This window comes from Micromonospora sp. PTRAS2 (assembly GCF_054052245.1).
In genome coordinates, this window is record NZ_JBSWBU010000016.1 from 59,417 (window position 1) to 85,682 (window position 26,266).

A 26,266-nucleotide genomic window follows, 5' to 3' on the forward strand; every position below is an offset into this window, starting at 1 on the left:
GGAACCCGGTTGCCTACTTGACGACCTTCGCGGTCTCCTTCGACGTGGCCGTGCCGGGCTGCAGGTCCGAACGGGTGGCCGTCACCCGCACGGAGAGCCGGTACCCGACGTCGGCGGCCTTGGGCACGTACGACTTGCCGGTGGCCCCGGCGATGACCTTGCCGCCACGCAGCCACTGGTAGGAGAAGGTGAGCTTCTTCTCGTCCCACTTGCCCGGGTCGGCGGTGAGGGTCTTGCCGACCTTGGCCGTCCCGCTGACCGACGGGAGCTTGGTGGCCTCGGCGGGGTCGCCCAGCGCGGGCACGTTGAGGGCCCGCTCACGGCTGACGTTGCCGGCCACGTCGTACGCCCGGTAGCGGATCACGTGGGCGCAGCTGTCGATCCGGGCCGGGGCCAGGTACGGCTGCCAGGCACCCTTGTCGATCCGGTACTCGATGCGGGCCACGCCGGAGTCGACGTCGCTGGCGTTGACCACGAACTTGCGCTCCACCAGGTACGCCTGCACGGTCGGGGCGGTCTCGTCCACCTTGACCTGCAGCGACCACACGTCGCTCCAGAAGAGGTTGACGCCCTGGGCCCGGTAGTCGACGCGGTGGCTGCCCGCCGGCAGGTCCACCGGCTCGCGGTACGGGAACCAGCCGCCGCCGTCGATCTGGTACTCGACCAGCTTCACCTTGTCACCGGCGGTGATGGTCAGGGCGGCGTCCGCGCCGTACCATCCGTCGGCCCCCGCGTCGGAGACCGTCGCCTTCGGCTGCCCGCCCTCGTAGCGCAGCGGGTCGACGCTGCCCAGCGTCGGGACGACCTTCCTGATGGCGCCGTCCGCGTCGAAGTACAGCCGGTCGATCGTGGTCTCCCGGTGCGTGCCGTCGCCGCCGGGGATGCCGAACCGGTGGTACGCGATGTACCAGTCGTCGGTGCCCGGCACCTGCAGGATCGAGTGGTGCCCGGTGCCGAGGATGCCCTGGCTCGGATCCTTGGTGAGGATCTCCCCCTTGGCGGTGAACGGCCCCAACGGGCTGGTGCCGGTGCCGTAGCCGACGCGGTAGTTCTCGCTGCCCGTGTCGTCGATCGACCAGGACAGGTAGTAGGTCCCGGCGCGCTTGTGCATGAACAGGCCCTCGCGGAAGTCCGTGAGGCCGGTCAGCCGCACCCGCTTGGCGACGTCGTAGGAGACCATGTCGTCGTTGAGCGGGACCACGTACGGGGTGCCGTTGCCCCAGTAGAGGTAGCTCTGCCCGTCGTCGTCGGTGAAGACCGCCGGGTCGATCTGCTGGGCGTTGTCGTAGTCGGCCTTGCTCACCAGCGGCTTGCCGATGGGGTCGACGAACGGCCCGAGCGGCGAGTCGGCGACGGCGACGCCGATGTTCTGCTGCGCCGAGAAGTAGAAGTAGTACTTGCCGTTCTTCTCGATCGCGGCGGGCGCCCACGCGTTGCTGTCGGCCCAGGTGATGTCCGGCCCGAGGTCCAGGATCGTGTCGTGGCCGGTCCAGTCGACCAGGTTGCGGCTCGACCAGACGGTGAACTTCGAGCTGCCCCAGCCGGGGAACCCGTCGGTGGTGGCGTAGATGTAGTAGGTGTCGCCGAACCGGACGATGTTCGGGTCGGCGTTGAAGCCGGGCAGCACCGGCGAGCGCATCTGCACCGCCCGCACGGTCCACTCGCGGGTCGCCCCGGCCGCGCTGGTCACGGTCAGCGTCACCGGCTGCGAGTAGTCCCGCGCGCCGCCGGGCGCGACGGTCGAGGTCGGCGCGACCACGTACGTCGGGGCGAGGGCGGTCACGTCGGTGCCCGGCTTGACCGGCAGCGTGATGGTGCTGCTGGCGGCGTCGATGATCGCGGGGACCTTGAGGCTGTCGAGTTCGACCGCCACGACGCTGGTGCCGTTGGAGCCCAGCGCGGCGACCTCGCCGTCGGTGAGCGCCCGGTTGTAGAGGGAGAAGTCGCGCACCCGGCCCTTGAGGTACTTGTCGGCGGCGTACTGGGAGCGGCCGATGTAGTTGGCCGTGGTGCGGCCGCCGCCGATGTCGCCGGGGCGGTGGGTCAGCCCGGTCTTCTCGGCGACCCGCACCCCGTCGAGGTAGATCCGGGCGGTGCCGGCCGAGTTCAGGGTGTACGTGAGGGTCTTCCACACGCCCCGGGGGACGGCGCTGCCGCCGTTGACGGTCTGCTCGCCGGTCCAGTTGCCGAGGCTGATCGAGGTCCGGTAGTTGTTGCCGGTGGTGAACAGGTAGCCGTTGCCGACGCCGTCGGAGTCGGTGTTGCCCAGGCCCCAGATGAAGTACGGGGTGGCCTGGTCGGTGGCCATCTTCACGTCCATCGACACGGTGATCTCGTCGAGGCCGGCCATGATGTTGTCGGGCAGGGCCACGTGGCCGTTGGTCCCGCCGAGGGCGAGGCTGCCGTCGCCCCAGGTCGCGTCGCCGGTCAGCTTCGCGTCGTAGCCGTTGCCGGAGTCGTCGGTGGCGGTGGTGCCGCTGGCCTGGTCGAGCGCGTAGTGGGCGACGACGCCGTCGGCGTTGGCGCGCACCGGCGGCGGCGCGTCGTTGAGCGCGTCGAGTTCGGCCTTGGTGACCGGGATGACGGTGCCGTGCCGGGGGCTGGCGGGCAGGTCGTAGGAGGCCGGCACCTTCCAGTTCGGGTTCTCCAGGTCGTCGGTGCCCAGCGGGATGTAGCCCCGGCCGCCGTACTCGTCGACGAACAGGTAGTACTTCGAGCCGGAGGTGTCGCCCGGGTTGGCCTTGAAGACCGTGGGGCCCTCGACGGCGGAGGTGCCGGCGTCGCGGCCGATGCAGGAGTCGAGCACCGTCCAGGAGGGCTTGCCGGGCAGGTCGACGGCGGTCAACGAGGGCGACTTCTCCTGGATGATGTCGGAGCAGCCGGTGCCGCCGCCGCCCTCGTCCTTGGTGAACCGGTGGTAGGTGTCGCCCTCCCGGATCACGGTGGAGTCGATGCGCGAGTCGCCCGGATCCTGCCAGATCGTCGGCTGGCTGAACGTGACGAAGTCACGGGTCGTCGCGGCGAGCATCCGGTTGTACGTGTTGCCGGTGTGGTTCGGGTCGTTCTCCGCGTAGAGCTTCGAGGCCCAGAAGACGAGGTACTCGCCCCGGGCGGCGTCCCAGTACGCCTCCGGCGCCCAGGTGTTGCCGGCGGTGGGCGGGGAGATCAGGATGTGCCGCTGCTCCGACCAGTTCACCAGGTCGGTGGACTCCCAGACCTCCAGGTACCGGCTGCCCTGGCGCTGCGCGACGTCCCAGTTGCCGTTGCGGCCGATGGACAGGTCGGTGGCGATGAGGAAGAACCGGTCCCCCTCGGGGCTGCGGATCAGGAACGGGTCCCGCAGGCCCAGGGTGCCGAACGTCGACTCCAGCTTCGGCTGGCCCCCGTTGAGCTCCGTCCACCGCAGGGCGTTGTTGCCCTGGCTGGCCGCGAAGTAGATCTTCTCCCCGGCGATGGAGTTGCCGGTGAAGTAGCTGAAGGCGTAGCCGGCGTAGGGGGCGGCCTCGGGCAGCTCGCGGACGGTCAGTTCGATGGCCCGCTCGGCGGTGGCCGTGCCGACGGTGACGGTCGCGGTCACGGTGACCTTGACGTCGCCCGCCCCGTGCGCGGGGCGCTTGACGATGCCGTCGGGGCTGACGACGTCCGGGCTGGCGGAGCGCCAGGCGACGGTCGCGCCGTTGCTCCCGGTGCTCGGCATGGTGAGGTTGCCGCGCACGTCGCCGGCGTTCACGAGCGAGAGGGCGGCGGCGGCCGCGTCGGCCCGCGTCTGGTCGGTCTCGTTGGGCACGACGGTGGCGGTGAACGCCTTGGTGTCGCTGCTGCCGCCCCGGCTGACGGTCGCGGTGAGGGTGACCGTGGCGGGCCCGTCGGCGGGGGCGGGACGGGTCACCTCGCCGGTCGCGCTGATGGTGCCGGGGGCGCTGGAGGACCAGGCGATCGCCGACCCGTACGTGCCGGTGGTGGGCAGGGTGAGCTTCCCGGTCACGGCCGAGAGGTCGCCCAGGTCGAGGGCGGCGGTGTCGCCGGCGACGCGGGTGGCGTCGGGCAGCGCGATGGCGGCCACCTCGTCGGCGGGCAGCGCGCGGTCGTAGATGCGGAAGTTGGCCACCCGGCCCTTGAGGTAGCGGTCCGCGGCGTAGTTGGACCGGCCGAGGTTGTTGTTGGTCGTCGTGCCGTTGCCGACGGCGCTGGGCAGCACGGTGACGCCGGTGTTCTGCGCGACCTGCACGCCGTCCTCGTAGAGGGTGCCGGTGGTGCCGGTCTGCGTGTAGGTGACGGACTTCCACACGCCCCGGGTGAGGTTCGCGCCCTTGCCGGTCACCTTCTCGCCGGACCAGTTGGTGGTGGTGATGGCGGTGCGGAAGGCGTCGCCGCTGGTGAACAGGTAGCCGGTGCCGGAGTTCGAGGTCGCCGGGTTGCCGAGGCCCCAGATGAAGTACGGGGTCTGCTGCGTGGGGTCGACGAGCACGTCGACGGCGACGGTGATCGACGACAGCCCGGCCATGATGTTGTCGGGCAGCTTGACGTGGTCGTCGACGCCGTCGAGGACGAGACCGCCCTGGCCGGTCCAGGTGCCGCCGCCGGTGAGCGTGCCGTCGTTGCCCCGGCCGGAGCTGTCGGTGACGGTCGTGCCGGTGGTCTGCGTCAGGTCGTAGCGCACCAGCAGGCCGTCGGTCACGTCGGCGGCGGCGGCCGGCGCGGCGGTGGCGGGCAGCAGACCGGCGACCAGGGCGAGGAGCGTCCCGGCGACGAGGGGCCGGGCCCGGCGCCGGGTGCGGGACGGGAAGGAGGATCGCGGTTCCGGGGGAGCTTCGCGCATGGGGTTCCCTCGTGGTGGCGGGGGTGTGAGCGTTAACAAGCCCGAATTCTCGGCGCTACAAAACCCCGGAGTCAAGGGTCCTACCAGGCACAACGCTGGGTATGTGCGCGCTAACAGGGATCACTACGACCCGGGCCGGGGCAGCAACGGCCGCAGCGGGCGGACCCTCACGGTCGGCCGGCACGGCGAAGACCGGCGCGGCCCTCGCGGCGCACCGGAACCCGACGTGCGGTCAGCCCTTCCGGCCGCCGCTGCTCGCGCGCACGACGAGCTGCGGCTCGACCTGCGGATGCGGGAAGCGCCCCGCCGGGCCGTCGGCGTCGAACAGCTCCAGCAGGGCCGCCACGCACCGGCGGCCCACCTCGTCGAAGTCCTGCCGCACCGTGGTCAGCGGCGGCGAGAGGTATTCGGCCTCGGGGATGTCGTCGAACCCGACCACGCTGACGTCCTCCGGAACCCGCACGCCGCGCTGGTGCAGCGCCCGCAGCAGGCCGAGCGCCTGGTGGTCGTTGGCGCAGAACACGGCCGTCACGTCGGGGCGGTCGACCAGCGACTGCCCGATCTCGTAGCCCGCGCGGGGGCTCCAGTCGCCGACGAGGACCGGCGGGACGGACCGCCCGGCCTGCTCCAGCGCCAACCGCCACCCGTCGACGCGGTCGCGGGCCTCCAGCCAGTCCCGGGGGCCGGCGATGTGCCACACCGTCTCGTGCCCGAGGGACAGCAGGTGCTCCACGGCCAGCCGGGCCCCGGCGACCTGGTCGACGGAGATGCTCGGCAGCTCCCGGGCGCCGCCGCTCGACTCGACCACCACGGCGGGCACGCCGGTGGGCAGGCCGTGCACGGCCACCGCCGCCGTCATCATCGGGGCGATGACGACCACCCCCGCCACCGACTGCTCGGTGAGGGCGTCGATCGCCGACCGCATCCCGGCCCGGTCGAGCTGTTCCAGGGTGACGATGCTGATGCCGTACCCCGCCGCGCGGGCGGCGCGCTCGATGCCGAGCAGGGTCGCCGCCGGGCCGTAGAGGATGGTGTCGAAGCTGACCACGCCGATGACCCGGGAGCGCCGCCCGGCCAGCCCCCGGGCCAGGGCGTTGGGCCGGTAGTTGAGCTGGTGCACCGCGCGCATCACCCGCTCGCGGGTCTCCTGCCGGACGCTCGGGTGGTTGTTGAGCACCCGCGACACCGTCTGGTGCGAGACACCGGCGAGCCGGGCGACGTCGTTCATCACCGCCGCGCGTGCGGCCGGCTGCTGACCCATGGCAACTCCCCTCGTGGCCATCGTAGCCCGTCGTGATCAACAAGACGGACGGTCAGGCTCGCTGCGCGGACGGTGTGTCCGGCGTGCTCCCGCCTCGGGACCACGCCGGACACCCCGGTCGTACGGTCGACCGGTCGAGCCTCAGAAGCCCCTGGCCAACCGGTAGTAGGCCTGGTTCCACCGCAACTCGTTCGTCAGCCCACGGGTGGTCGTCTCCGCGTCGATGACGACCAGCTCGGTGGCGACCATCTCGGCCAGGTCGTGCAGTTCCTCGACCCCGACGGCCTGCGACAGCACCGTGTGGTGCGGCGCGCCGGCCGTGAGCCACGCCTCCGCCGAGCCGGCCAGGTCCGGCCGGGGCCGCCACACCGCGCGGGCCACCGGCAGCTTCGGCAGCGGCTGCGGCGGGACGATCACGTCGATCTCGTTGGCGACCAGCCGGAACCGCTCCCCCATGTCGGCCAGCCCCAGCACCACGGCGGGCCCCGCCTGGGCGTCGAACACCAGGCGCACCGGGTCCTCGCGGCCCCCGATACCCAGCGGGTGGATCTCCACCGCGGGCGTGTCGGCGGCGATGGTCGGGCAGACCTCCAGCATGTGCGCGCCGAGGACCACCTCCTGCCCCGGCGTGAGGTCGTAGGTGTAGTCCTCCATGAAGGACGTGCCGCCCGTGGTGCCCACCGACATCGCCTTGAGCGTGCGCACCAGCACCGAGGTCTTCCAGTCGCCCTCGCCGCCGAAGCCGTAGCCGTCGGCCATCAGCCGCTGCACCGCGATCCCCGGCAGCTGCCGCAGCCCGCCGAGGTCCTCGAAGTTCGTGGTGAACGCGCGGAACCCGCCCGCGTCGAGGAAGTCGCGCAGGCCCGCCTCGATCCGCGCGGCGTAGCGCAGCGAGTCGTGCCGCTCGCCGCCGGCCCGCAGCTCGGCGACGAGCCGGTAGCTGTCGTCGTACTCCTTGACCAGCTCGTCGATGCGCGAGTCCGCCACCGCGTCCACGGCCGCCACCAGGTCGTTCACGCCGTACGTGTTGACCGAGACGCCGAAGCGCAGCTCCGCCTCGACCTTGTCGCCCTCGGTCACCGCCACGTTGCGCATGTTGTCGCCGAAGCGCGCCAGCCGCAGCGACCGCATCTCCGCGTGCCCGATCGCCGCCCGGGTCCACGCCCCGATGCGGGCGGTGACGCTCGGGTTGCTCACGTGCCCCGCGACGGTCTTGCGGGCCACCCCCAGCCGGGTCTGGACGAACCCGAACTCCCGGTCGCCGTGGGCGGCCTGGTTGAGGTTCATGAAGTCCATGTCGATGTCGGACCAGGGCAGCGCCACGTTGGCCTGCGTGTGCAGGTGCAGCAGCGGGGTGCGCAGCGCGTCCAGGCCGGAGATCCACATCTTGGCCGGGGAGAAGGTGTGCATCCAGGCGATCACCCCGACCGCGCCCTGGACGGCCGCGTCACGGCAGACGGCCAGGATGTCGGCGCTGGAGGTGAGCACCGGCTTCCAGACCACCCGGGCGGGGATGGCCGGGTCGGCGTCGAGCTGCGCCGCGATCTGCCGGGACTGGTCGGCCACCTGACGCAGGGTCTCCGGGCCGTACAGGCCCTGGCTGCCGGTGAGGAACCAGACCTCGGCGGCCGGGGATGGGTTGGTCATGGGGTTGCCTTCCGGTGTACTGGGGTGGTCACTTCTTGCGGATGCCGACGAGGCGCTGGAGGAGGATGAACGCGAACAGCAGGCCACCGATCACGATCTTGGTCCACCAGGAGCTGAGGCTGCCGTCGAAGGTGATCAGCGTCTGGATCACCCCCAGCACGAGGACGCCCAGCAGGGTGCCGAACACGTAGCCGGAGCCGCCCGTGAGCAGGGTCCCGCCGATGACGACGGCGGCGATCGTGTCCAGCTCCATGCCGACGGCGATCAGCGGGGCGCCGGACAGCGTGTAGAACGACAGCAGGATGCCGCCGATGGCCGAGCAGAGCCCGCTGATCGTGTAGACGGCGATCTTCGTACGCCCCACGGGCAGGCCCATGAGCAGCGCCGACTGCTGGTTGCCGCCGATGGCGTACACGTTGCGGCCCAGCCGGGTGTACGCCAGCGTGTACGCCGCGACCGCCACCACGGCGAGGGCGACCAGGACGCTCACGGTCACGAAGTTCTCGCCGATGCGGATGCGCTCCTGCGCCGCCGAGGTCCAGAACCCGTCGGTGATCGGGATGGACGTCGAGCTGATCCAGGTGCACATGCCCCGGGCGAAGAACATGCCGGCGAGGGTGACGATGAACGGCTGGATGTCGAAGAAGTGGATGACGCAGCCCATCGCGAACCCGAGGGTGGGGCCGATGAGCAGCGCGATCAGGAGCACCAGCGCGGGGTGCACGCCGTCGCCGAGCAGCGACGCCGACACCATCGCGGTCATCGCCACCACCGAGCCGACCGACAGGTCGATGCCGCCGGTCAGGATGACGAAGGTCATGCCGACCGCGACGACGAGCAGGAAGCCGTTGTCGATGAAGATGTTGAAGACGACCTGGATGTTGGAGAAGGCGCGGTACTGCGAGACGCCGATGCCGTACATCACCAGCAGCAGGGCCAGGGTGGCCAGCACCGGCACCTGCCGCTGCGGCACCCGCCACCAGGCCCGTGGGCCTCGCGCGGCCAGGGGGGTCGTGGTCATGCCGGAACCTGCTCCTTCTGCTTCTCGACGGGCGCCGCCGGGGGCACCCCCGGTGCCTGCCGGCGCCGGAACCGGGCGCGGAACGCCGGCGCCTGGATGAGGCAGACCGCGATCACCACGACCGCCTTGAACAGCAGGGCCGTCTGCGGGTCGATGTTCATGGCGTACACCGAGGTGGTCAGGGTCTGGATGATCAGCGCGCCGACGATGGTGCCGCTGAGGTAGAACCGGCCACCGACCAGCGACGTGCCGCCGATGACCACGGCGAGGATCGCGTCGAGTTCGACCCAGAGGCCGACGGCGTTGCCGTCAGCGCTGGAGACGTTCGCCGTCATCATGAACCCGGCGACGGCGGCGCAGGCGGCGCTCACCACGTACACCAGGAAGGTGATCCGCCGCGAGCGCACGCCCGCCAGCCGGCTGGCCTCGGCGTTGCCGCCGACCGCCTCGATGATCATGCCGAGGGCGGTGCGGCGGGTCAGCAGCGCCACGACCAGGGTCACCGCGAGGGCGATGATGATCGCGAACGGCAGCGTGAGCAGGTGCCCGACCCCGATCGTCTTGTACGGCTCACTGTTGATCGTGATGATCTGCCCGGAGGTGACCAACTGGGCCAAGCCCCGGCCGGCGACCATCAGGATCAGCGTGGCGATGATCGGTTGGATGCCTATCCCGGCGACCAGAATCCCGTTCCACGCGCCGAGCAGCAGGGCGATGCCGAACGCGATCGCCACCGCGGTGAGCACCCCGCCGAGGCTGTTCTGGTCGGGCTGCTCGCTGATGTAGAGGCAGGCTATCGCGCCGCACACGGCGGCCACGGAGCCCACGGACAGGTCGATGCCGCCGGTGGCGATCACCAGGGACATGCCCAGCGCGACCAGGATGAGCGGGGCGCTGAGCCGGAGGATGTCGATGAGGCTGCCGTAGAGGTGGCCGTTCTTCAGCTCGACCGACAGGAAGCTCGGCCGGTAGACGGTGTTCGCCGCCAGCAGCACCACCAGCACGACCAGGGGCCAGAACAGCCGGTGGCCGGTGACGCCCGCGAGGCGGGTACGCGCAGTGCTCATACCTTCTCCAGCCCTTCCTGCTCCGCGCCGCTGGCGATGGCCCGCATCACGCGGTCGGCGTCGAGGGTGTCGTCGTTGTCGAGCTGGGCGACCAGCCGCCGGTCGCGCATCACGACGACCTTGTGGCTGAGCCGCAGCACCTCCTCCAGCTCGGCGGAGATGAACAACACCGCCATTCCGCCGTCGGAGAGCTGCGCCACGAGGCGCTGGATCTCGGTCTTCGCGCCGATGTCGATGCCCCGGGTCGGCTCGTCCAGGATCAGCAGCCGCGGCTCGGTGATCAGCCACCGGGCGAGCAGCACCTTCTGCTGGTTGCCGCCGGAGAGGTTGCGCACCGGCATGTCGGGGTTGGCCGGGCGGATGCTCAGCGCCTTGATGTAGCGCTCGACCAGCTCGTCCTGCTTGCGCCGGGGCACGGGCCGCAGCCAGCCGCGGGCGGCCTGCATGGCCAGGATGATGTTCTCCCGCACCGACAGCTCGCCCACCAGGCCCTCGGTGCGGCGGTTCTCGGAGCAGAAGGCGACGCCCCGGTCGATCGCGGCCACCGGGTTGCGGATCGTGGCGGGCGCGCCGTCGACCGCGAGCCGGCCCTGGTCGGCGCGGTCCGCGCCGAAGAACAGGCGGGCGACCTCGGTACGCCCCGACCCGAGCAGTCCGGCCAGCCCGACGACCTCGCCGGCGTGGATGGTGAGGCTGAACGGCGCGACCGAGCCGGTGCGGCCCAGCCCGTCCGCCGCCACGAAGGGCTCCCCCGCGGCGATCGCCGCGCGGTCCCGGTCGGTCTCGGAGTCGAGGCGCTCCAGCGCGTCGAGCTCATGGCCGATCATCTTCTCCACGAGGGCGATCTGCGGCAGCTCGGCCGTCGGGTACTCGCCGACGAGGCGGCCGTTGCGCAGCACAGTGATCCGGTCGGCGATGCCGTACACCTGGTCGAGGAAGTGGGTGACGAAGACGATCGCGATGCCGTCGTCGCGCAGCTGGCGCATGATCCGCATCAGCTGGGCCACCTCGTCGGCATCGAGGCTGGAGGTGGGCTCGTCGAGGATCAGCACTCGGGCGTTCACGTCGACGGCGCGGGCGATGGCCACCATCTGCTGGACCGCGAGGGAGTAGCTGCCGAGCAGCTCGGTGACGTCGATGTGCAGGTCGATGCGGGCCAGCAGCTCCTTGGCCCGACGGCGCATCTCGCGCCAGTTGACGGACCCGAGCCGGCGCGGCTCGCGGCCGATGAAGATGTTCTCCGCCACCGACAGGTTCGGCAGGAGGTTGACCTCCTGGTAGACGGTGCTCACCCCGGCCGCGGTGGCCTGCATCGGCCCGGCGAAGGAGACCTGCTGACCGTCGAGGGTGATCGTGCCGGCGTCCGTGCTGTAGACACCCGTCAGCACCTTGATGAGGGTGGACTTGCCGGCGCCGTTCTCGCCCATCAGGGCATGGACCTCACCGGGGAAGAGGCGGAAGTCGACACCGTTGAGGGCGCGTACTCCCGGGAAGATCTTGCTGATCGCGGTCATCGTCAGGACCGGATGCCTCTGCGACATCTGACCAGGCCTTTCGTGTGTCGCGGAAGCGAGCGGCGGGGCCGCCGCGCGTGGCGCGGCGGCCCCCTCCGGTCAGTACTTCCGGGTCGGCAGAGCGGCCTTGGCCTGCTCCTGGGTGAAGGTGGTCTCCTGGGTCTCGACCCGGGCCGGGACCTCCTCGCCGGCCTTGACCTTCTTGACCAGGTCCATCAGCTGGTCGCCGAGCAGCGGGCTGCACTCGGCGATGAAGTTGAACTTGCCGTCGGCCAGGGCCTGCATGCCGTCCTTGACCGCGTCGATGGTGATGATGGTGATGTCCTTGCCCGGCACCTTGCCGGCCGCGGTGATCGCCTCCAGCGCGCCGAGGCCCATGTCGTCGTTGTGGGCGAACAGCACGTCGATCTTCGGGTTGGCCTTGAGGAACTGCTCCATGACCTGCTTGCCGCCGGCCCGGGTGAAGTCACCGCTCTGCGACGCGACGACCTTCAGGTTGGGGTTGGCGGCGATCGCCTCCGCGAAGCCCTTCTTGCGGTCGTTGGCCGGCGCCGAACCGGTGGTGCCCTGCAGCTCGACGATGTTCACCGGGCCGGTGGCCGCCTTCTTCTGCTCGACCAGCCACTCGCCGGCGAGCCGGCCCTCCTTGACGAAGTCCGAGCCGATGAAGGTCTTGTAGAGGCTCTTGTCGGCCGAGTCGACGGCGCGGTCGGTCAGGATGACCGGGATCTTGGCGTCCTTGGCCTCCTTGAGCACGGTGTCCCAGCCCGACTCCACCACCGGCGAGAAGGCGATCACGTCGACCTTCTGCTGGATGAAGTTGCGGATCGCCTTGATCTGGTTCTCCTGCTTCTGCTGCGCGTCGTCGAACTGCAGCTTGATCCCGGCCTTCTCGGCGGACTCCTTGATGGAGTTGGTGTTCGCCGTCCGCCAGCCGCTCTCCGCGCCGACCTGCGAGAAGCCGAGGACGATCTGGCCGTCGCCCTTGCTGTCGCCGGCCTCCGAGCCGGTGTCGCTGTTGCCGCACGCGGCCAGGCTGGTGGCCATCAGGCCGGCGGCCAGGATCGCGCCGAACCCACGGCGGGTGATGGTCGTGCCGGTCTTGCGCATGTGATGACTCCTTGCGGGGGTGGGTGGGGTACCTACATGGGCCGGGGCCGCCTCGGCGTGCCGGGACGGCACGGCCAACCGGTGGTGCTGTGGTGAGGTGCGGTGGAACGGGCCGGGTCTCGGGGTGCGGACCGGCCGGGACGGGGCGGGCGGCGGTCAGGGGGTCGCGGACGGGACCCCGGGCTGCCCGTAGACGTTCTGGTAGCGGTCGTAGAGGGAGTCGATGTCCTCGCGGGCCATCGGCACCGGCCGGCCGAGCGTGCGGGCCAGGTGGGCGGTGCGGGCGACGTCCTCGCACATCACCGCCGCCTTGACCGCCGCGCGGGCGTCCTTGCCGATGGTGAAGACGCCGTGGTTGCGCATGAGCACCGCCGGCGAGCGGTGCCCGGACAGGGTGGCCACGATGCCCTTGCCGATGTCGTCGCCGCCGATGAGCGCGAACGGGCCGACCGGGATCTCGCCGCCGAACTCGTCGGCCTGGGCGGTGAGGTGGCACGGGATCGACTCGCCGCAGGCCGCCCAGGCGGTGGCGTAGGAGCTGTGCGTGTGCACCACTCCCCCGACCTCCGGCATCGCCCGGTAGACGTAGGCGTGCGCGGCGGTGTCGCTCGACGGCGACAGGTCGCCCTCCACGACGGCCCCGTCGAGGTCGCAGACGATCATGTTGTCGGGTCGCAGGTCGTCGTAGGAGACGCCGCTGGGCTTGATGACCATCAGGTCCGCGCCCGGCACCCGGGCGGAGACGTTGCCGGCCGTCCAGGCCACCAGGTTGTAGCGGACCAGCTCGCCGTGCAGGGTCGCGACCTGCTCACGCAGGCGCGTCACCTCGGCGCCCAGGTCGGGGCTCATGCCAACACCTCCAGGGGGACTGCGGCCTCGCCGGCCGGGGAGTGGTCGGCCGCCCGGCGGGCGGCGTTGCGGATGGTGCGCAGCCGCAGCAGGACGTCGTCGCCGCCCCGGCCGAAGTGGTCGTGCAGGCGCCGGTACTCCGCGTAGAGCGCGTCGTAGGCGAGCGCCCGCTGCAGGTCGGGCCGGTAGACGTCGCGGTCGACCCGGCCCATCACCGCCGAGGCGGCCGGCACGTCGGGGTACGCGCCCGCGGCGACCGCCGCGTGGATCGCCGAGCCGAGCGCCGGGCCCTGCGTCGAGCCGATGATGCCCAGCGGGCGCTGCGTGACGTCGGCGTAGATCTGCATGAGCAGCGCGTTGTTGGTCAGCCCGCCCGCGACGATGATCTCGTCGACCGGCACCCCGGCGTCGGCGAACGCCTCGATGATCATGCGGGTGCCGAACGCGGTGGACTCCAGCAGCGCGCGGTAGACGTCCGGCGGCCGGGTGGCCAGGGTCAGCCCGACGATCACCCCGCTGAGGTCGTGGTTGACCAGCAGGGAGCGGTTGCCGTTCCACCAGTCAAGCGCCACCAGGCCGTGCGCGCCGACCGGCTGGGCGGCGGCCGCGGCCGTGAGGGCCTCGTGCGAGGCGTAGCCGGCGGGGGCGGCGTGCTGGACGTACCAGCCGAAGATGTCGCCGACGCCGCTCTGGCCCGCCTCGTAGCCCCAGTGCCCGGAGCTGATCCCGCCGTCCACGACGCCGCACATGCCGGCCACCTCGGCCAGCTCGGTGCCGTTGACGACGTGGCAGGTGGAGGTGCCCATGATGGCGACCAGCCGGCCCGGCTCGAGGGCCTGGGCGGCGGCGGAGGTGACGTGGGCGTCGACGTTGCCGACCGCCACCGCGATCCCCTCCGGCAGGCCGGTCCAGGCTGCGGCCTCGGCGGTCAGCCCGCCGGCCCGGGCGCCCAGCGGCGCGAGCGGTCCGTCGATCTTGGCGACGAAGTCAGCGAAGCCCGGGTTAAGCGCGGCCAGGTACTCCCGCGACGGGTACCGCCCGTCCTGGCGGATGCCCTTGTAGCCGGCGGTGCACACGTTACGGGTCTCGACGCCGCAGAGCTGCCAGACGATCCAGTCGGCGGCCTCGATCCACCGCTCGGCCCGGTCGTAGACCTCCGGGTCCTCCTCCAGCAGCTGCAGGCCCTTGGCGTACTGCCACTCGGCGGAGATCTTGCCGCCGTAGCGGCCGATCCACGGCTCGTTGCGGGCGTGGGCCAGCTCGTTGATCCGGTCCGCCTGGGGCTGGGCCGCGTGGTGCTTCCACAGCTTCACCCAGGCGTGCGGCCGGGTACGCAGGTCGGGCAGTTCGCACAGGGGGGTGCCGTCGGCGAGGGTGGGCAGCACGGTGCAGGCGGTGAAGTCGATGCCGATGCCGACGACCTGCTGCGGGTCGACGCCGCTGGCGGCCAGGGCCGCCGGCACCGCCTGCCGCAGCACCTCGCGGTAGTCGTCCGGGTCCTGCAGGGCCCAGTCGGCGGGTAGCGCCTGGCCGTCGACGGCGAGTACCGTGTCCATCACGGCGTGTCGGTACTCGTGCACCGCCGTGCCCAGTTCGGCACCGTCACCGACCCGTACCACCAGCGCTCGACCCGACAACGTGCCGTAGTCGACGCCGACAACGTACCGGTCGCCCGGCCCTGCCGAAACGCTCATGACATCCTCCGCTCACTTGCTGGCAACAGTGTTAGCGCTCACATGTAGTGGCGTCAAGATGCTTCCCGCCAAGATCTTTCAGTCCGGTCCCCGACACGGCCCGCTGCCTGGAATCTCTCCAGATGACGACGTCGGCAACGATCCGGTCACGGGGCGCGACCCACGACGGAGACGGCCCCGGATCGGGGATGTGTGCGTTCACAAGGAGGCGGGCGCTTCGGCCGCGTGACGCAGGGCGCGCGCCGCCGCCGCGCGCCGGCCGCGGCCGGCGCGCCCGCCCGCCGCCCGGCCGTGACGGGGAGTGATTCTTCCCGACCCCCCGGCGCACCGTCCCGCTCACCCGCTTTGCTCTGCACCCACGGACGCAACGCTCACGCTCCGCTGCCGCACACGAACCTTCGCGAGTCCCGGCGATGCCACGTATCCGCAGCTCCACCGGGATGCTGCGCCCGTGGGTGCAGAGCAAAGCGCGCGACAGGGCCGAAGCGGACCCCGAAGGAGGGCGACGCGGAGTAAGAACGATCGGCCCGATGGGTCAGCTCCCCTTCGTCACGGAGCGCGACGGCACCACCCGGGCCTGCGGCCCCGCCGAAACCGCACCCCCGGCCCGCGATCCCGGCTCGGCGCCCCGTGTCGGGCAACCGGGTCGACGCCGCCCCGTCCGGCGGCGCCGACCCGGCCGACAGCGGACGCGGAGGCAGGGACGCGCCCGAAAGTTTCGAGCTTGTTTCGGACGCGAGCAGACTAAGCGCCCGCGCGATGACGCGTCAAGCGTCACCTGTCGATGCGTCGAGGTCGACCCCGGTTTTCGCCCGCCCCGCCCCCAAGCGTCGAAAGTTTCGGGATATGCTGCGGCGGGCCGGGAACGAGGGAGATGCCATGGAACAACAGCGGGCGACGCTGGCGGAGATCGCACAGGCGGCCGGGGTGTCCATCCCCACCGTCTCGAAGGTCCTCAACGGCCGGCCGGACGTCGCACCCGCGACCCGGCACCGGGTGCAGACACTGCTCGACGCACGGGGGTACACGGCCCGGGGCACGGCCCGCCCGGCAAACCGGGCGGGCCTGATCGACCTGGTGCTGCGGGACCTGGGCAGCCCGTGGGCCATGCAGATCATCGATGGCGTGGAGGAGCTGGCCTACCAGGCCGGCTTCGGCGTCGTCGTATCCGCCGTCCACGGCCGGCACCGCACCCGCCCCGACCGGCGCTGGACCGAGCAGCTGGCCGCCCGACGCTGCAACGGGGTGCTGCTCGTCCTCTCCGACCTCTCGCCCGCCCAGCGCGGCCACCTGGAGGAGCTGGGCATCCCGGCGGTGATCATCGATCCGGCCGGGCAGCCCCCCGCGGACATCCCCTCCGTCGGGGCGACCAACTGGGCCGGCGGGCGGGCGGCCACCGAGCATCTGCTCGGCCTCGGCCACCACCGCATCGCCGTCATCGGCGGTCCCCCCACCGTGCCGTGCAGCCGCGCCCGTGTCGACGGCTACCGGGCCGCCATGGACGCCGCTGGCCAGCGGGTCCCCACCGGCCACGTCCGCACCGGCGACTTCCTGGCCCCCTCGGGCTATCGGGAGACGCACGCCCTGCTCGACCTGGCCCGGCCGCCGACGGCGCTCTTCGCCTGCTCCGACGAGATGGCCCTGGGCGCCTACGAGGCGCTCTACGAGCGGGGACTGCGGGTGCCGGACGACATGAGCGTCGTCGGTTTCGACGATCTGGACGCCGCCCGGTGGGCCGTGCCGCCGCTGACCACCGTCCGGCAGCCGCTGACGGAGATGGCCGCGATGGCCACCCGCATGCTGCTCAGCCTGGTCAACGGCGAGGAGCTGGCCAGTGACCGCATCGAACTGGCCACCCCGCTGGTCGTACGGCACAGCACCCGGCCCTGCTGACCGCCCCGCCGGCCCGCGGTGCGGCATCGGGCGGCGCGGCAGACTTCGACGCATCGACATGTTGCGGAGGTGTTACGCACGCCCCTAAGCTGCCGTGGGAGCGCTCCCGGGCCCCCGACCGCGCGCCACCCCACCACCCCCGACGGAATGAGACAGCCGATGAAGAGAGCTCCCCGCCCGTCCCGACGCCAGCTGGTCGTGGCCGGCGCCGTCGGCGCGCTGACCCTCGGTGCGACGGCGATCCTACCGGCCACCAACGCCATGGCCGCCACCGGTTGTGCCGTCACCTACACGACCAACAGCTGGTCCGGGGGGTTCACCGCGTCGATCAGCGTCAAGAACCTCGGTGACCCGATCAACGGTTGGACCCTCGGCTTCACCTTCCCGGACCAGGGGCAGAAGCTCACCCAGGGGTGGTCGGCGACGTACCAGCAGAGCGGCAGCGCCGTCACGGCGCAGAGCCTGAGCTACAACGGCTCGCTGGCCACGGGCGCGGCGACGAGCATCGGCTTCAACGGCACCTTCACCGGCGGCAACCCGACGCCGACGTCGTTCACGCTCAACGGCACGGTGTGCACCGGCGGCACGACGCCGACCACGTCGACCCCGACGACGACGCCCACCACGCCGCCGCCGACCACTCCCCCGCCCACCACGCCTCCGCCGACCGGCACGACGCCGGTGGCCATCAACGGTCAGCTGCGGGTGTGCGGGGTCAACCTGTGCAACCGGTACGGCAAGCCGATCCAGCTGCGCGGCATGAGCACCCACGGCCTGCAGTGGTTCGCCCAGTGCTACAACGACGCGTCCCTCGACGCGCTGTCCAAGGACTGGCTGGCCGACCTGCTCCGCGTCTCCATGTACGTGCAGGAGGACGGCTACGAGACCGACCCGGCCGGCTTCACCAACCGGGTCAACACCCTCGTGGACGAGGCCACCGAGCGCGGCATGTACGCGTTGATCGACTTCCACACCCTGACGCCGGGCGACCCGATGTTCAACCTGGAGCGGGCCAAGACGTTCTTCGCCGCCGTGTCCGCCCGGCACGCCAACAAGAACAACGTGATCTACGAGGTCACCAACGAGCCCAACGGGGTGAGCTGGTCGACGATCAAGAACTACGCCGAGCAGGTCATCCCGATCATCCGCGCCAACGACCCGGACGCGATCGTCATCGTCGGCACCCGCGGCTGGTCCTCGCTCGGCGTCTCCGAGGGCGGCAACTCCACCGAGGTCATCAACAACCCGGTGAACGCCAGCAACATCATGTACGCGTTCCACTTCTACGCCGCGTCCCACAAGGACAACTACCGGGCCGAGCTGGAGCGCGCCGCCGCCCGGATCCCCATGTTCGTCACCGAGTTCGGCACGGTCACCTACACCGGCGGCGGCGCCGTGGACGTGGCCAGCAGCAACACCTGGATGGACCTGCTCGACCGGCTCAAGATCAGCTATGCCAACTGGACGTTCTCGGACGCCGACGAGGGCAGCGCCGCGTTCCGCCCCGGCACCTGCTACGGCGGCACGTACACCGGCACGTCGGTGCTGACCGACTCGGGCAACTACATGCGCAACCGCATCCGCACCCCGGACAACTTCCCCACGAGCTGACCGCTCGCACCGCCCGGCGTCGCCCCGTCCATCGTGGACGGGGCGACGCCGGTCAGGCCGGCCCGCCGCGCATGGCGCGTACCGCCTCGCCCGCGTACAGGCAGGCGGCCCGCTGGCCGGCGGCCACCTCCACCAGCACCGGGTCGACCTCGGCGCAGTCCGGTCGGGCCTGCGGACAGCGGGTCCGGAACCGGCAGCCGCCGGGCGGGTCCACCGGGCTCGGCACGTCGCCGCGCAGGATGATCCGCCGCCGGTGCCGCTCCACCTTCGGATCGGCCACCGGGACGGCCGACAGCAGCGCGGCGGTGTACGGGTGCGCCGGCTGCCGGTAGAGCTGCGCCGGGGTGCCGGTCTCCACGATCCGGCCCAGGTACATCACGGCGATCCGGTCGCTCATGTGCTCGACGGCCGCCAGGTCGTGCGCGATGAACAGGTACGTCAGCCCGAGGTCCCGTTGCAGCGCCCGCAGCAGGTTCATGATCTGCGCCTGCACGCTCAGGTCGAGCGAGGCGATGGGCTCGTCGAGGACGATCAGGTCGGGCTCCCCGGCCAGCGCGCGGGCGATGCCGACCCGCTGGCGTTGCCCGCCGGAGAGCTCGTGCGGGTGCCGGCCGGCGAGGTCGGCGCGCAGGCCGACCAGCTCCAGCAGCTCGGCGACCCGGCGGCCACGGGCCTGGGCGGAGTCGACGAGGCGATGCACCACCAGCGGCTCGGCGACGCTGGCCCCGATCGTGCGCCGGGGGTCCAGCGACGCCTGCGGGTCCTGGAACACCATGGCCACCCGTCGGCGCAGGCCCCGCAGCCGACGGCGGGACCATCGGGTCACGTCCCGGCCGCCGACCCGCACGTGGCCGGAGGTCGGATCGACCAGGCGCAGCAGCGCCAGGCCGGTGGTGGACTTCCCGCTGCCCGACTCGCCGACCAGCCCGAGGGTCTCGCCCCGCCGGACGGTCAGCGACACTCCGTCGACGGCCCGCACCTGCGCGCCGCCCCCGGCCGGGAACCACACCCGCAGGTCGTCGAGCTCGGCGAGGGGCTCCGGCGGCCCGGCGTCCGGCGTCGGTGCGGTCGGGGCGGTGTCGGTGCTCATGCGTCCTCCCCGCCGGGATAGAAGGTGCGTACCTCGTGGCCGGGGGCCACCGGGACCAGCGGCGGAAGCTCGTGTTCGCACCGGGTGTCGCCGCGCACCGGGCAGCGGGGCCAGAACGCGCAGCCGGGCGGCAGGTCCAGGGGGCTCGGCGGCGCGCCGGCGATCGCCGGGAGGTCGCCGCCTGCGCGCTGCGGGTCCGGGCGGGCCGCCAGCAGGGCCCGGGTGTACGGGTGCGCGGGCGCGTCGAACACGGCGTCGACGTCGCCCCGCTCGACGATCCGGCCGCCGTACATGACGGCCACCGTGTCGGCGACCCCGGCGACCACGCCGAGGTCGTGGGTGATCCAGACGACGGCGGTGCCGAGCCGGCGGCGCAGGTCGGCGACCAGCTCGACGATCTGCGCCTGGGTGGTGACGTCGAGAGCGGTGGTCGGCTCGTCGGCGATGAGCAGGGCCGGCTCGCAGGCCAGGGCCATCGCGATGACGACCCGTTGGCGCATCCCGCCGGAGAACTGGTGCGGGTACTCCTCGACGCGCCGGCCCGGCGACGGGATGCCGACCAGGTCGAGCAGTTCGACGGCCCGGTCCCGGGCCTGTCGGCGGGTCATGCCCAGGTGCTCCTCGCAGGCCTCGGACACCTGCCGGCCCACGGTGAGCACCGGGTTGAGCGAGGTCATCGGGTCCTGGAAGACGAAGCCGACGTGCCGGCCGCGCAACTGCCGGCGGCGCGGCTCGGGCAGCGCGGTCAGCTCCTCGCCGAGCAGCCGGACCCGTCCGGTGACCCGGGCCGCCCGGGGGGCCAGGCCGGTGGCGGCGAGCACGGTCATGCTCTTGCCGCTGCCGGACTCGCCGACCAGGGCGAGGGTCTGCCCGGCCCGCACCGACCAGTCGACGCCGGCGACGGCGCGGGCCGGGCCACGGCGGGTGCCGATCGTCACGGTCAGGTCCTCGATGGCCAGCACCGGTGCGTCGGCGTCGCCCGCGGCGGGGCCCGTCCCGGCCGCGCCGGCGGCGGGTGGTGGTGTGCTGCTCATGCCCTGCTCCTGTTCGCCTCGCTGACGGTGAGCTGACGCGGATCCAGCACGTCGCGCAGCGCGTCGCCGACGAGGTTGAAGGCGAGCACGGTGAGGAAGATCGCGGCGCCGGGGAAGACGCCGAGCCACCACGCCTCGGTGACGAAGCCACGCCCGTCGTAGAGCATCCGGCCCCAGGCGGGGTCCGGCGGCTGCACGCCGAGGCCCAGGAAGGACAGGGCCGCCTCGGAGAGGATGGCGAACGCCAGCGACAGGGACGTCTGCACGATCAGCGGGGCCGCGATGTTGGGCAGCACGTGGCGGCGGATGATCCGCGCGTCCGACGCGCCGATGGACACGGCCGCGCGCACGAAGACCTGCTCGCGTACGGAGAGCACGCCCGCGCGGGTGACCCGGGCGAAGATCGGCGTGTAGACGACCCCGATCGCGACCATCGCGGTGACCAGGCCCGGCCCGAGCACCGCCACGATCGCGACGGCCAGCAGCAGCACCGGGAACGCGAACAGCACGTCCATGCCGCGCATGAGGACGTTGTCCACCCAGCCCCGGTACCAGCCGGCGAGCAGGCCGACGGTGACCCCGACCAGCAGCGCGATGCCGACGCTGACCAGGCCCACCTCCAGGGAGACCCGGGCGGCGACGAGGACGCGGCTGAGCACGTCGCGGCCCAGTTCGTCGGTGCCGAACGGGTGGTCGAGGCTGGGCGGGCGCAGCATCTGATCGACGTCGACGTCGTTGACCCCGGCCGGCGCCAGCCACCGGCCGGCCACCCCGACGACGAGCAGCAGGAGCAGCACGACGGTGCCGGCGACGGCCGGCGGGTCGTGGCGCAGCGCGGACAGGGTGCGGCGCAGCGTGCCGTCGGATCCGCCGCTCACCGCAGCCCGGTCCTCTCCGCCGCTCACCGCAGCCCGATCCGCGGGTCGAGGCGGGCGTAGAGGACGTCCACCAGCAGGTTCATCAGCAGGAACAGGGCGGCGACGAAGAGCACCGCGCCCTGCAGCACCGGGTAGTCGCGGGCCTGGACGGCGTCGTAGGTGAGCCGGCCGACCCCCGGCCAGGCGAACAGCACCTCGATCACGATCACCCCGCCGACGAGGCTGGCCAACTGCACCGCCACGACGGTGACCACGGGGATCAGCGCGTTGCGCAGCACGTGCCGGACGACCACGACCCGGGCGCGCAGGCCCTTGGCCTCGGCGGTGCGCACGTAGTCCTCGGAGAGCACCTCCAGCACGGAGGAGCGGATGAACCGGGTGAGGATCGAGGCGGTGACCAGCCCCACGGCCGTCGCCGGCAGGATCACGTGCGACGCCCACCGCGCCGGGTCCTCGGTGAGGGCCACGTAGCCCGACGGCGGCAGCCAGCCGAGCACCCCGGCGAAGAGCAGGATGCCCATGATGCCCATCCAGAAGTCGGGCACCGACACGCCGAACTGGCTGAACACCCGGGCGGCGTGGTCGAGGGCCGAGCCGCTGCGCACGGCGGAGAGCACGCCCAGCGGGAACGCCACGAGCAGGGCGAGCAGCACGGCGGTCACCGCCAGCGACAGCGTCGCCGGCAACCGCTCCAGCACGATCGTGGTGACCGGCTGGCCGCTGCGGAAGCTCACCCCGAGGTCACCGGTGAGCGCGTGGCTGACGTAGCTGACGTACTGCGCGACCAGCGGCCGGTCGAGGCCGGAACGTTCCCGCAGCGCGTCGTAGGTCTGCTGGTCGAAGCGGGTGCCGAGGGCGACCCGGACGGGGTCGCCGGGGACGAGCTGGAGCAGCAGGAAGACGACAAGCGTCACCCCGAGCAGGACGACGGCCGACTGGAGCAGCCGGCGCAGGACGAAGCGTGTCATGGCGGGCCCCCGTCAGCTCACCTGTCGAGGCCGACGTCGCGGAACCGGATGGCCCGGTCGGAGCGGACCTGGTATCCGGTCACCTGCTTCGACCAGCCCTGCACCACGTCGGGGTTGTAGAGGTAGACGTAGCTGGCGTCGTCGACGATCTGCTTCGCCGCCTGGTCGTACGTCCGCTTGCGGGCCGCCGGGTCGGTCTCGGTGCGGCCGGCGTCGAGGAGCTTGTCGACGGTGGGGTTGCTGTACTTGTGGAAGTTGAACGTCGCGCCGGTGCGGTGCTGGGCGTAGTAGAACTCGTCCGGGTCGATGTTGCCGAGCCAGCCGAGCAGGAACGCGTCGAAGGCGCCCTTGCCCTGCTCGTCGAGCCACTGGGCGAAGTCGAGGGTGCGGATCTTCACGGTGATCCCGACGTCGGAGAGCTGGGCGGCGATGACCTGGGCCGCGCTGACCGTCTCGGGGTACTCGGTGGTCACCATCAGGTCGAGGGTCAGCCCGCTGACGCCGGCCTGGCCGAGCAGTTGCCGGGCCTGCGCGGGGTCGTGCCGGTACGGCGCGTACTCGAAGTGCCAGGAGCTGCCCTTCGGGATCGCGGTCTGGTTGACCGTGGCCTGGCCGAACTTGGCCGCCTTCGCGATCGCGTCCCGGTCCAGGGCGAACGCGATCGCGCGGCGCACGTTCACGTCGTCGTACGGCTTGCGGCCCTCGTTGAGGGCGAGGTACCAGTAGTCGGTCGACGACCGCGACTCGACGGTCACGTCGCCGCCGTTCTCCTTCAGCGCCGCGACCTGCTGGGGCGGCAGGTTGTCGGTCCACTGGACCTCGCCGCCGCGCAGGTTCTGCAGGGCGACCGTGGGGTCCTTGACGAAGGTGAACCGGACCCCGTCGAGCTTCGGCTTCGCGCCCCAGTAGTTGTCGTTGCGGGTGAGCTGGATGCTGTCGCCGGAGGTGTAGCCGGCGACGGCGAACGGCCCGCTGCCCACCGGCTTGGTCTTGATCGCCCCGGACTCCACGTTGGCCTTGTCGACGATCGCGACGCCCTTGAACCCGCCGAGGCTGGCCAGCAGGTTCGGGGTGGGCTTGGTGAGCGCGACGACCACGGTGGTCGGGTCGGGGGCGGTCACGGACTTCACGGTCTCGAACCGGTACGACTGGTTCAGCTTCTCGGAGATGATCCGCTCGTAGGAGTAGACGACGTCCTCGGAGGTCAGCGGCGACCCGTCGGAGAAGCGCACGCCCTCGCGGAGGGTGAAGGTCCAGGTGAGCTGGTCGGCGCTGGTGGTCCACTTCGTCGCCAGCGAGGGGCCCATCCGCAGGTCGGGGCCCGGCTCGACGAGGGTGTCGTAGACGTTCTCCAGCACCTGGAAGCTGTAGTAGGCGGAGGTCCGGTGGGGGTCGAGCTGGTCCGGTTCCCCGCCGATGGCGGCGTTCAGCGTGCCGCCGGAGCCCTTGCCGCCGGTGTCGCCGGCCCCGTCCACGTCGACGCTGTCGCCGGCGCCGCAGCCGGCGGCGCCGGCGAGCGCGATCGCGAGCACGGCACCGACCATCCTGGATCTGGTCATGGACCCGGTCCCCCTCCGTCACCGAAGCGCGGGAGTGATCCCGCCTCCTGCCCTCCTTGCCCGCAGCGTCCCGAAGGCGAAACCTCCGCCGCCGTCCCGGCCCGCCGCCGGGCGCGGCCACGACGGCACCGGTCCAGGTGAGAGCGGTTTCGTCACACAACCGTCATGGAACCGGGAGGTGCCCTCCAAACCCGCGTACCAGGGTGGGGGCTGCCGCCGCCGAGGAGAGGAGGCCGGATGACGGTCGTACCGGACGATCGCCTGATGACGCTGATCTGCGACGACTGCGGCGACACGACCACCGGCAACGCGTGCGTGCTGCCCGACGCCGAGGTCGTCTGGACGCTGGTGTCCGAGCACGGCTGGAGCGGCTCGCCGTTCGCCGTCGGCCCCCACCGGTGCCCGCCGTGCAGCATCGCCGGACCGGCGCCGGGTCAACTCCTCGGGCTCGACCAGGTCGACGGTTGCGACGAGGCGCCCGGCCACGGCGAGGACCGGCTGCGCGCCGCCCTGCGCGACGCGGTCGAGTTCGACGGGCGGGCCGTGGTGGACCTGCACGGCGTGGACCAGATCGACCCGGCCGGGCTGGGGCTGCTGGTGCGGGCCCACCAGGAGGCCCGGCAGCGGGGCGTCGTCCTGTGTCTCGCCGCCCCGTCCCGCTTCGTCCGCACCGTCCTGCACACCATGCGGCTCGACGGGCTCTTCCCGACCTTCGCCGACCAGCAGGAGGCTCTGGCGGCGGCCGGCGCCGCCCTGACGGCGGCCGAACCCGCGCCGGCCCGGTGACGGGGCGCGGAGCGGGGTCGGCTCAGGCCGACCGGTCGGGCTGCGCCTGGTAGACGTCGGGCACCCCGTCGCGGTCGCGGTCGACGGTCTCGGCCGCGTGCACCCGTCGGTAGGCCCGGCTGCGGGCGCGCAGGATGACGCTGGCCAGGCCGGCGGCGAGCACGGACCCGGTGAGCACGGCGACCTTGACGTGGTCGTCGCGCTCGCTGCCCAGGCCGAAGGCGAGTTCGCCGATGAGCAGGGAGACGGTGAACCCGATGCCGCCCAGCAGCGCCAGGCCGAACACGTCGAGCCAGTTCAGCCCCTCGTCGAGGTCGGCGCGGGTGAACCGGGACACCAGCCAGGTCGCCGCCATGATGCCGATCGGCTTGCCGAGCACCAGGCCGACGACGATCCCGACGGCGACCCGGTCGGTCAGGGCGGTGGCGAGGCCGGTGAGGCCGCCGACGGTGACACCGGCGGACAGGAACGCGAAGACCGGCACCGCGACCCCGGCGGAGACGGGCCGGAACCGGTGCTCGAAGTGCTCGGCCAGGCCGGGCCCGGCGTCCGGGCCGCCCGCGGCCCGGCTGCGGACCACCGGGACGGTGAACGCCAGCAGCACGCCGGCGACGGTGGCGTGCACCCCGGAGGCATGCATCAGCACCCAGGTCACGACGGCCAGCGGCAGCAGCAGCCACCAGGACCGGACCCGGCGCTGCACCAGCAGCCCGAAGACCGCCAGCGGGACCAGCGCGCCCAGCAGCGGCCCGACGGCCAGGTCGGAGGTGTAGAAGACGGCGATGATCACGATGGCGAGCAGGTCGTCGACCACCGCGAGGGTGAGCAGGAAGGTGCGCAGCGCGGAGGGCAGGAAGCGGCCGACGACGGCGAGCACGGCCAGGGCGAAGGCGATGTCGGTCGCGGTGGGGATCGCCCAGCCCTGCGCGGCGTCACCGCCGGCGATGAGGACGTAGAGGAGGGCGGGCACGAGCACGCCGCCCACGGCGGCGGCCACCGGCACCGCCGCGCGGCGCGGGTCCCGCAGGTCCCCGGCGACGAATTCGCGCTTGAGCTCCAGCCCGGCGACGAAGAAGAAGATCGCCAGCAGGCCGTCGGCGGCCCAGGTGGCCAGGCTGAGGTCCAGGTGCAGCGCCGCCGGGCCCACCCGGAGATCCCGCAGCGCCTGGTATCCGTCGGCCCAGGGGGAGTTGGACCAGATCAGGGCCAGCACCGCGCCGACCAGCAGGAGCGCCCCGCCCACGGTCTCCTTGCGCAGGATGCCGAAGATGCGGCTGGTCTCGCCCCAGGAGCGTCGGGCGAACAGGCTGGCGCGGCGCCGGGGGGCGTCGGTCACGGGGAACTCCTCGTCGGCAGGGCAGCATCGTCTCGTCGCCGACCAGACTTCCCGGCACACCGAAGCCCTACCCTAGCCGCTTGCGGCCCTCGAAACTTCCGCTGGTTGCCACCCTCACGACATCTATAC

General features: G+C 72.1%; 18 protein-coding genes. 3 read left to right on the plus strand and 15 right to left on the minus strand.

All coding sequences use genetic code 11. From position 1 onward, the window contains the following. Positions 1 to 13 precede the first annotated feature (13 nt). From ACVMYR_RS29930 to araB, 9 genes are all read right to left on the minus strand, one after another. Positions 14 to 4,819, minus strand: coding sequence for a family 43 glycosylhydrolase (locus ACVMYR_RS29930; RefSeq protein WP_457123390.1), 4,806 nt, complete (start codon positions 4,817 to 4,819; stop codon positions 14 to 16). Between the two features lie 232 nt (positions 4,820 to 5,051). Continuing rightward, positions 5,052 to 6,080 carry a LacI family DNA-binding transcriptional regulator gene (locus tag ACVMYR_RS29935; protein ID WP_043963296.1) on the minus strand — a complete coding sequence of 343 codons (1,029 nt, stop codon included), beginning with the start codon at positions 6,078 to 6,080 and terminating at the stop codon, positions 5,052 to 5,054. A 141-nt stretch (positions 6,081 to 6,221) separates the two neighbouring features. Beyond that, positions 6,222 to 7,727 carry an L-arabinose isomerase gene (gene araA, locus ACVMYR_RS29940; RefSeq protein ID WP_077937653.1) on the minus strand — a complete coding sequence of 502 codons (1,506 nt, stop codon included), beginning with the start codon at positions 7,725 to 7,727 and terminating at the stop codon, positions 6,222 to 6,224. 28 nt (positions 7,728 to 7,755) lie between these two features. Continuing rightward, on the minus strand, positions 7,756 to 8,748 hold the full coding sequence (gene yjfF / locus ACVMYR_RS29945) for a galactofuranose ABC transporter, permease protein YjfF (protein WP_077937652.1): 993 nt from the start codon (positions 8,746 to 8,748) through the stop codon (positions 7,756 to 7,758). Further along, positions 8,745 to 9,815 carry an ABC transporter permease gene (locus ACVMYR_RS29950; RefSeq protein ID WP_077937651.1) on the minus strand — a complete coding sequence of 357 codons (1,071 nt, stop codon included), beginning with the start codon at positions 9,813 to 9,815 and terminating at the stop codon, positions 8,745 to 8,747. The genes yjfF and ACVMYR_RS29950 overlap by 4 nt, the downstream gene beginning before the upstream one ends. Further along, on the minus strand, positions 9,812 to 11,356 hold the full coding sequence (locus ACVMYR_RS29955; RefSeq protein ID WP_457123391.1) for a sugar ABC transporter ATP-binding protein: 1,545 nt from the start codon (positions 11,354 to 11,356) through the stop codon (positions 9,812 to 9,814). The genes ACVMYR_RS29950 and ACVMYR_RS29955 overlap by 4 nt, the downstream gene beginning before the upstream one ends. A gap of 72 nt (positions 11,357 to 11,428) precedes the next feature. Beyond that, positions 11,429 to 12,439, minus strand: a complete 1,011-nt coding sequence (locus ACVMYR_RS29960) for an ABC transporter substrate-binding protein (protein ID WP_077937649.1) — start codon at positions 12,437 to 12,439, stop codon at positions 11,429 to 11,431. A gap of 156 nt (positions 12,440 to 12,595) precedes the next feature. Continuing rightward, positions 12,596 to 13,288 carry an L-ribulose-5-phosphate 4-epimerase gene (locus tag ACVMYR_RS29965; protein ID WP_198956557.1) on the minus strand — a complete coding sequence of 231 codons (693 nt, stop codon included), beginning with the start codon at positions 13,286 to 13,288 and terminating at the stop codon, positions 12,596 to 12,598. Further along, a complete protein-coding gene (gene araB / locus ACVMYR_RS29970) occupies positions 13,285 to 14,982 on the minus strand; it encodes a ribulokinase (RefSeq protein WP_457123392.1) in 1,698 nt (565 codons plus the stop codon). The genes ACVMYR_RS29965 and araB overlap by 4 nt, the downstream gene beginning before the upstream one ends. An 879-nt stretch (positions 14,983 to 15,861) precedes the next feature. On the opposite strand from araB, the gene ACVMYR_RS29975 reads away from it, so the two are divergent. Beyond that, complete coding sequence (locus tag ACVMYR_RS29975; protein WP_077937647.1) at positions 15,862 to 16,875, plus strand: LacI family DNA-binding transcriptional regulator; 1,014 nt, start codon at positions 15,862 to 15,864, stop codon at positions 16,873 to 16,875. Positions 16,876 to 17,034: 159 nt separating this feature from the next. After that, positions 17,035 to 18,486, plus strand: coding sequence for a cellulase family glycosylhydrolase (locus ACVMYR_RS29980; RefSeq protein WP_077937646.1), 1,452 nt, complete (start codon positions 17,035 to 17,037; stop codon positions 18,484 to 18,486). Positions 18,487 to 18,538: 52 nt separating this feature from the next. Here the strand turns inward: ACVMYR_RS29980 and ACVMYR_RS29985 are convergent, their stop codons facing one another. Genes ACVMYR_RS29985 through ACVMYR_RS30005 form a run of 5 tightly spaced genes read right to left on the minus strand, consistent with a single transcriptional unit; the run spans position 18,539 to position 24,015 of the window. Next, positions 18,539 to 19,576: an ABC transporter ATP-binding protein gene (locus ACVMYR_RS29985; RefSeq protein ID WP_457123393.1), complete on the minus strand. Its 1,038-nt coding sequence runs from the start codon at positions 19,574 to 19,576 to the stop codon at positions 18,539 to 18,541. Next, positions 19,573 to 20,610, minus strand: coding sequence for an ABC transporter ATP-binding protein (locus ACVMYR_RS29990; protein ID WP_457123394.1), 1,038 nt, complete (start codon positions 20,608 to 20,610; stop codon positions 19,573 to 19,575). Before ACVMYR_RS29990 ends, ACVMYR_RS29985 begins: the two co-directional genes overlap by 4 nt. Continuing rightward, positions 20,607 to 21,488 carry an ABC transporter permease gene (locus ACVMYR_RS29995; RefSeq protein WP_043963285.1) on the minus strand — a complete coding sequence of 294 codons (882 nt, stop codon included), beginning with the start codon at positions 21,486 to 21,488 and terminating at the stop codon, positions 20,607 to 20,609. The genes ACVMYR_RS29990 and ACVMYR_RS29995 overlap by 4 nt, the downstream gene beginning before the upstream one ends. A gap of 23 nt (positions 21,489 to 21,511) precedes the next feature. Then, on the minus strand, positions 21,512 to 22,456 hold the full coding sequence (locus ACVMYR_RS30000; RefSeq protein WP_457123395.1) for an ABC transporter permease: 945 nt from the start codon (positions 22,454 to 22,456) through the stop codon (positions 21,512 to 21,514). A 17-nt stretch (positions 22,457 to 22,473) separates the two neighbouring features. Next, on the minus strand, positions 22,474 to 24,015 hold the full coding sequence (locus tag ACVMYR_RS30005; protein WP_457123396.1) for an ABC transporter substrate-binding protein: 1,542 nt from the start codon (positions 24,013 to 24,015) through the stop codon (positions 22,474 to 22,476). Positions 24,016 to 24,252: 237 nt separating this feature from the next. Here ACVMYR_RS30005 and ACVMYR_RS30010 point away from each other — a divergent pair, with 237 nt between their 5' ends. Continuing rightward, the gene (locus tag ACVMYR_RS30010; protein ID WP_077937641.1) at positions 24,253 to 24,801 is read left to right on the plus strand and encodes an STAS domain-containing protein; all 549 of its coding nucleotides are present in this window, start codon (positions 24,253 to 24,255) and stop codon (positions 24,799 to 24,801) included. 22 nt (positions 24,802 to 24,823) lie between these two features. Here ACVMYR_RS30010 and nhaA read toward each other — a convergent pair whose 3' ends face one another. Further along, positions 24,824 to 26,137 carry a Na+/H+ antiporter NhaA gene (gene nhaA, locus ACVMYR_RS30015; protein WP_077937640.1) on the minus strand — a complete coding sequence of 438 codons (1,314 nt, stop codon included), beginning with the start codon at positions 26,135 to 26,137 and terminating at the stop codon, positions 24,824 to 24,826. Positions 26,138 to 26,266: the final 129 nt, after the last annotated feature.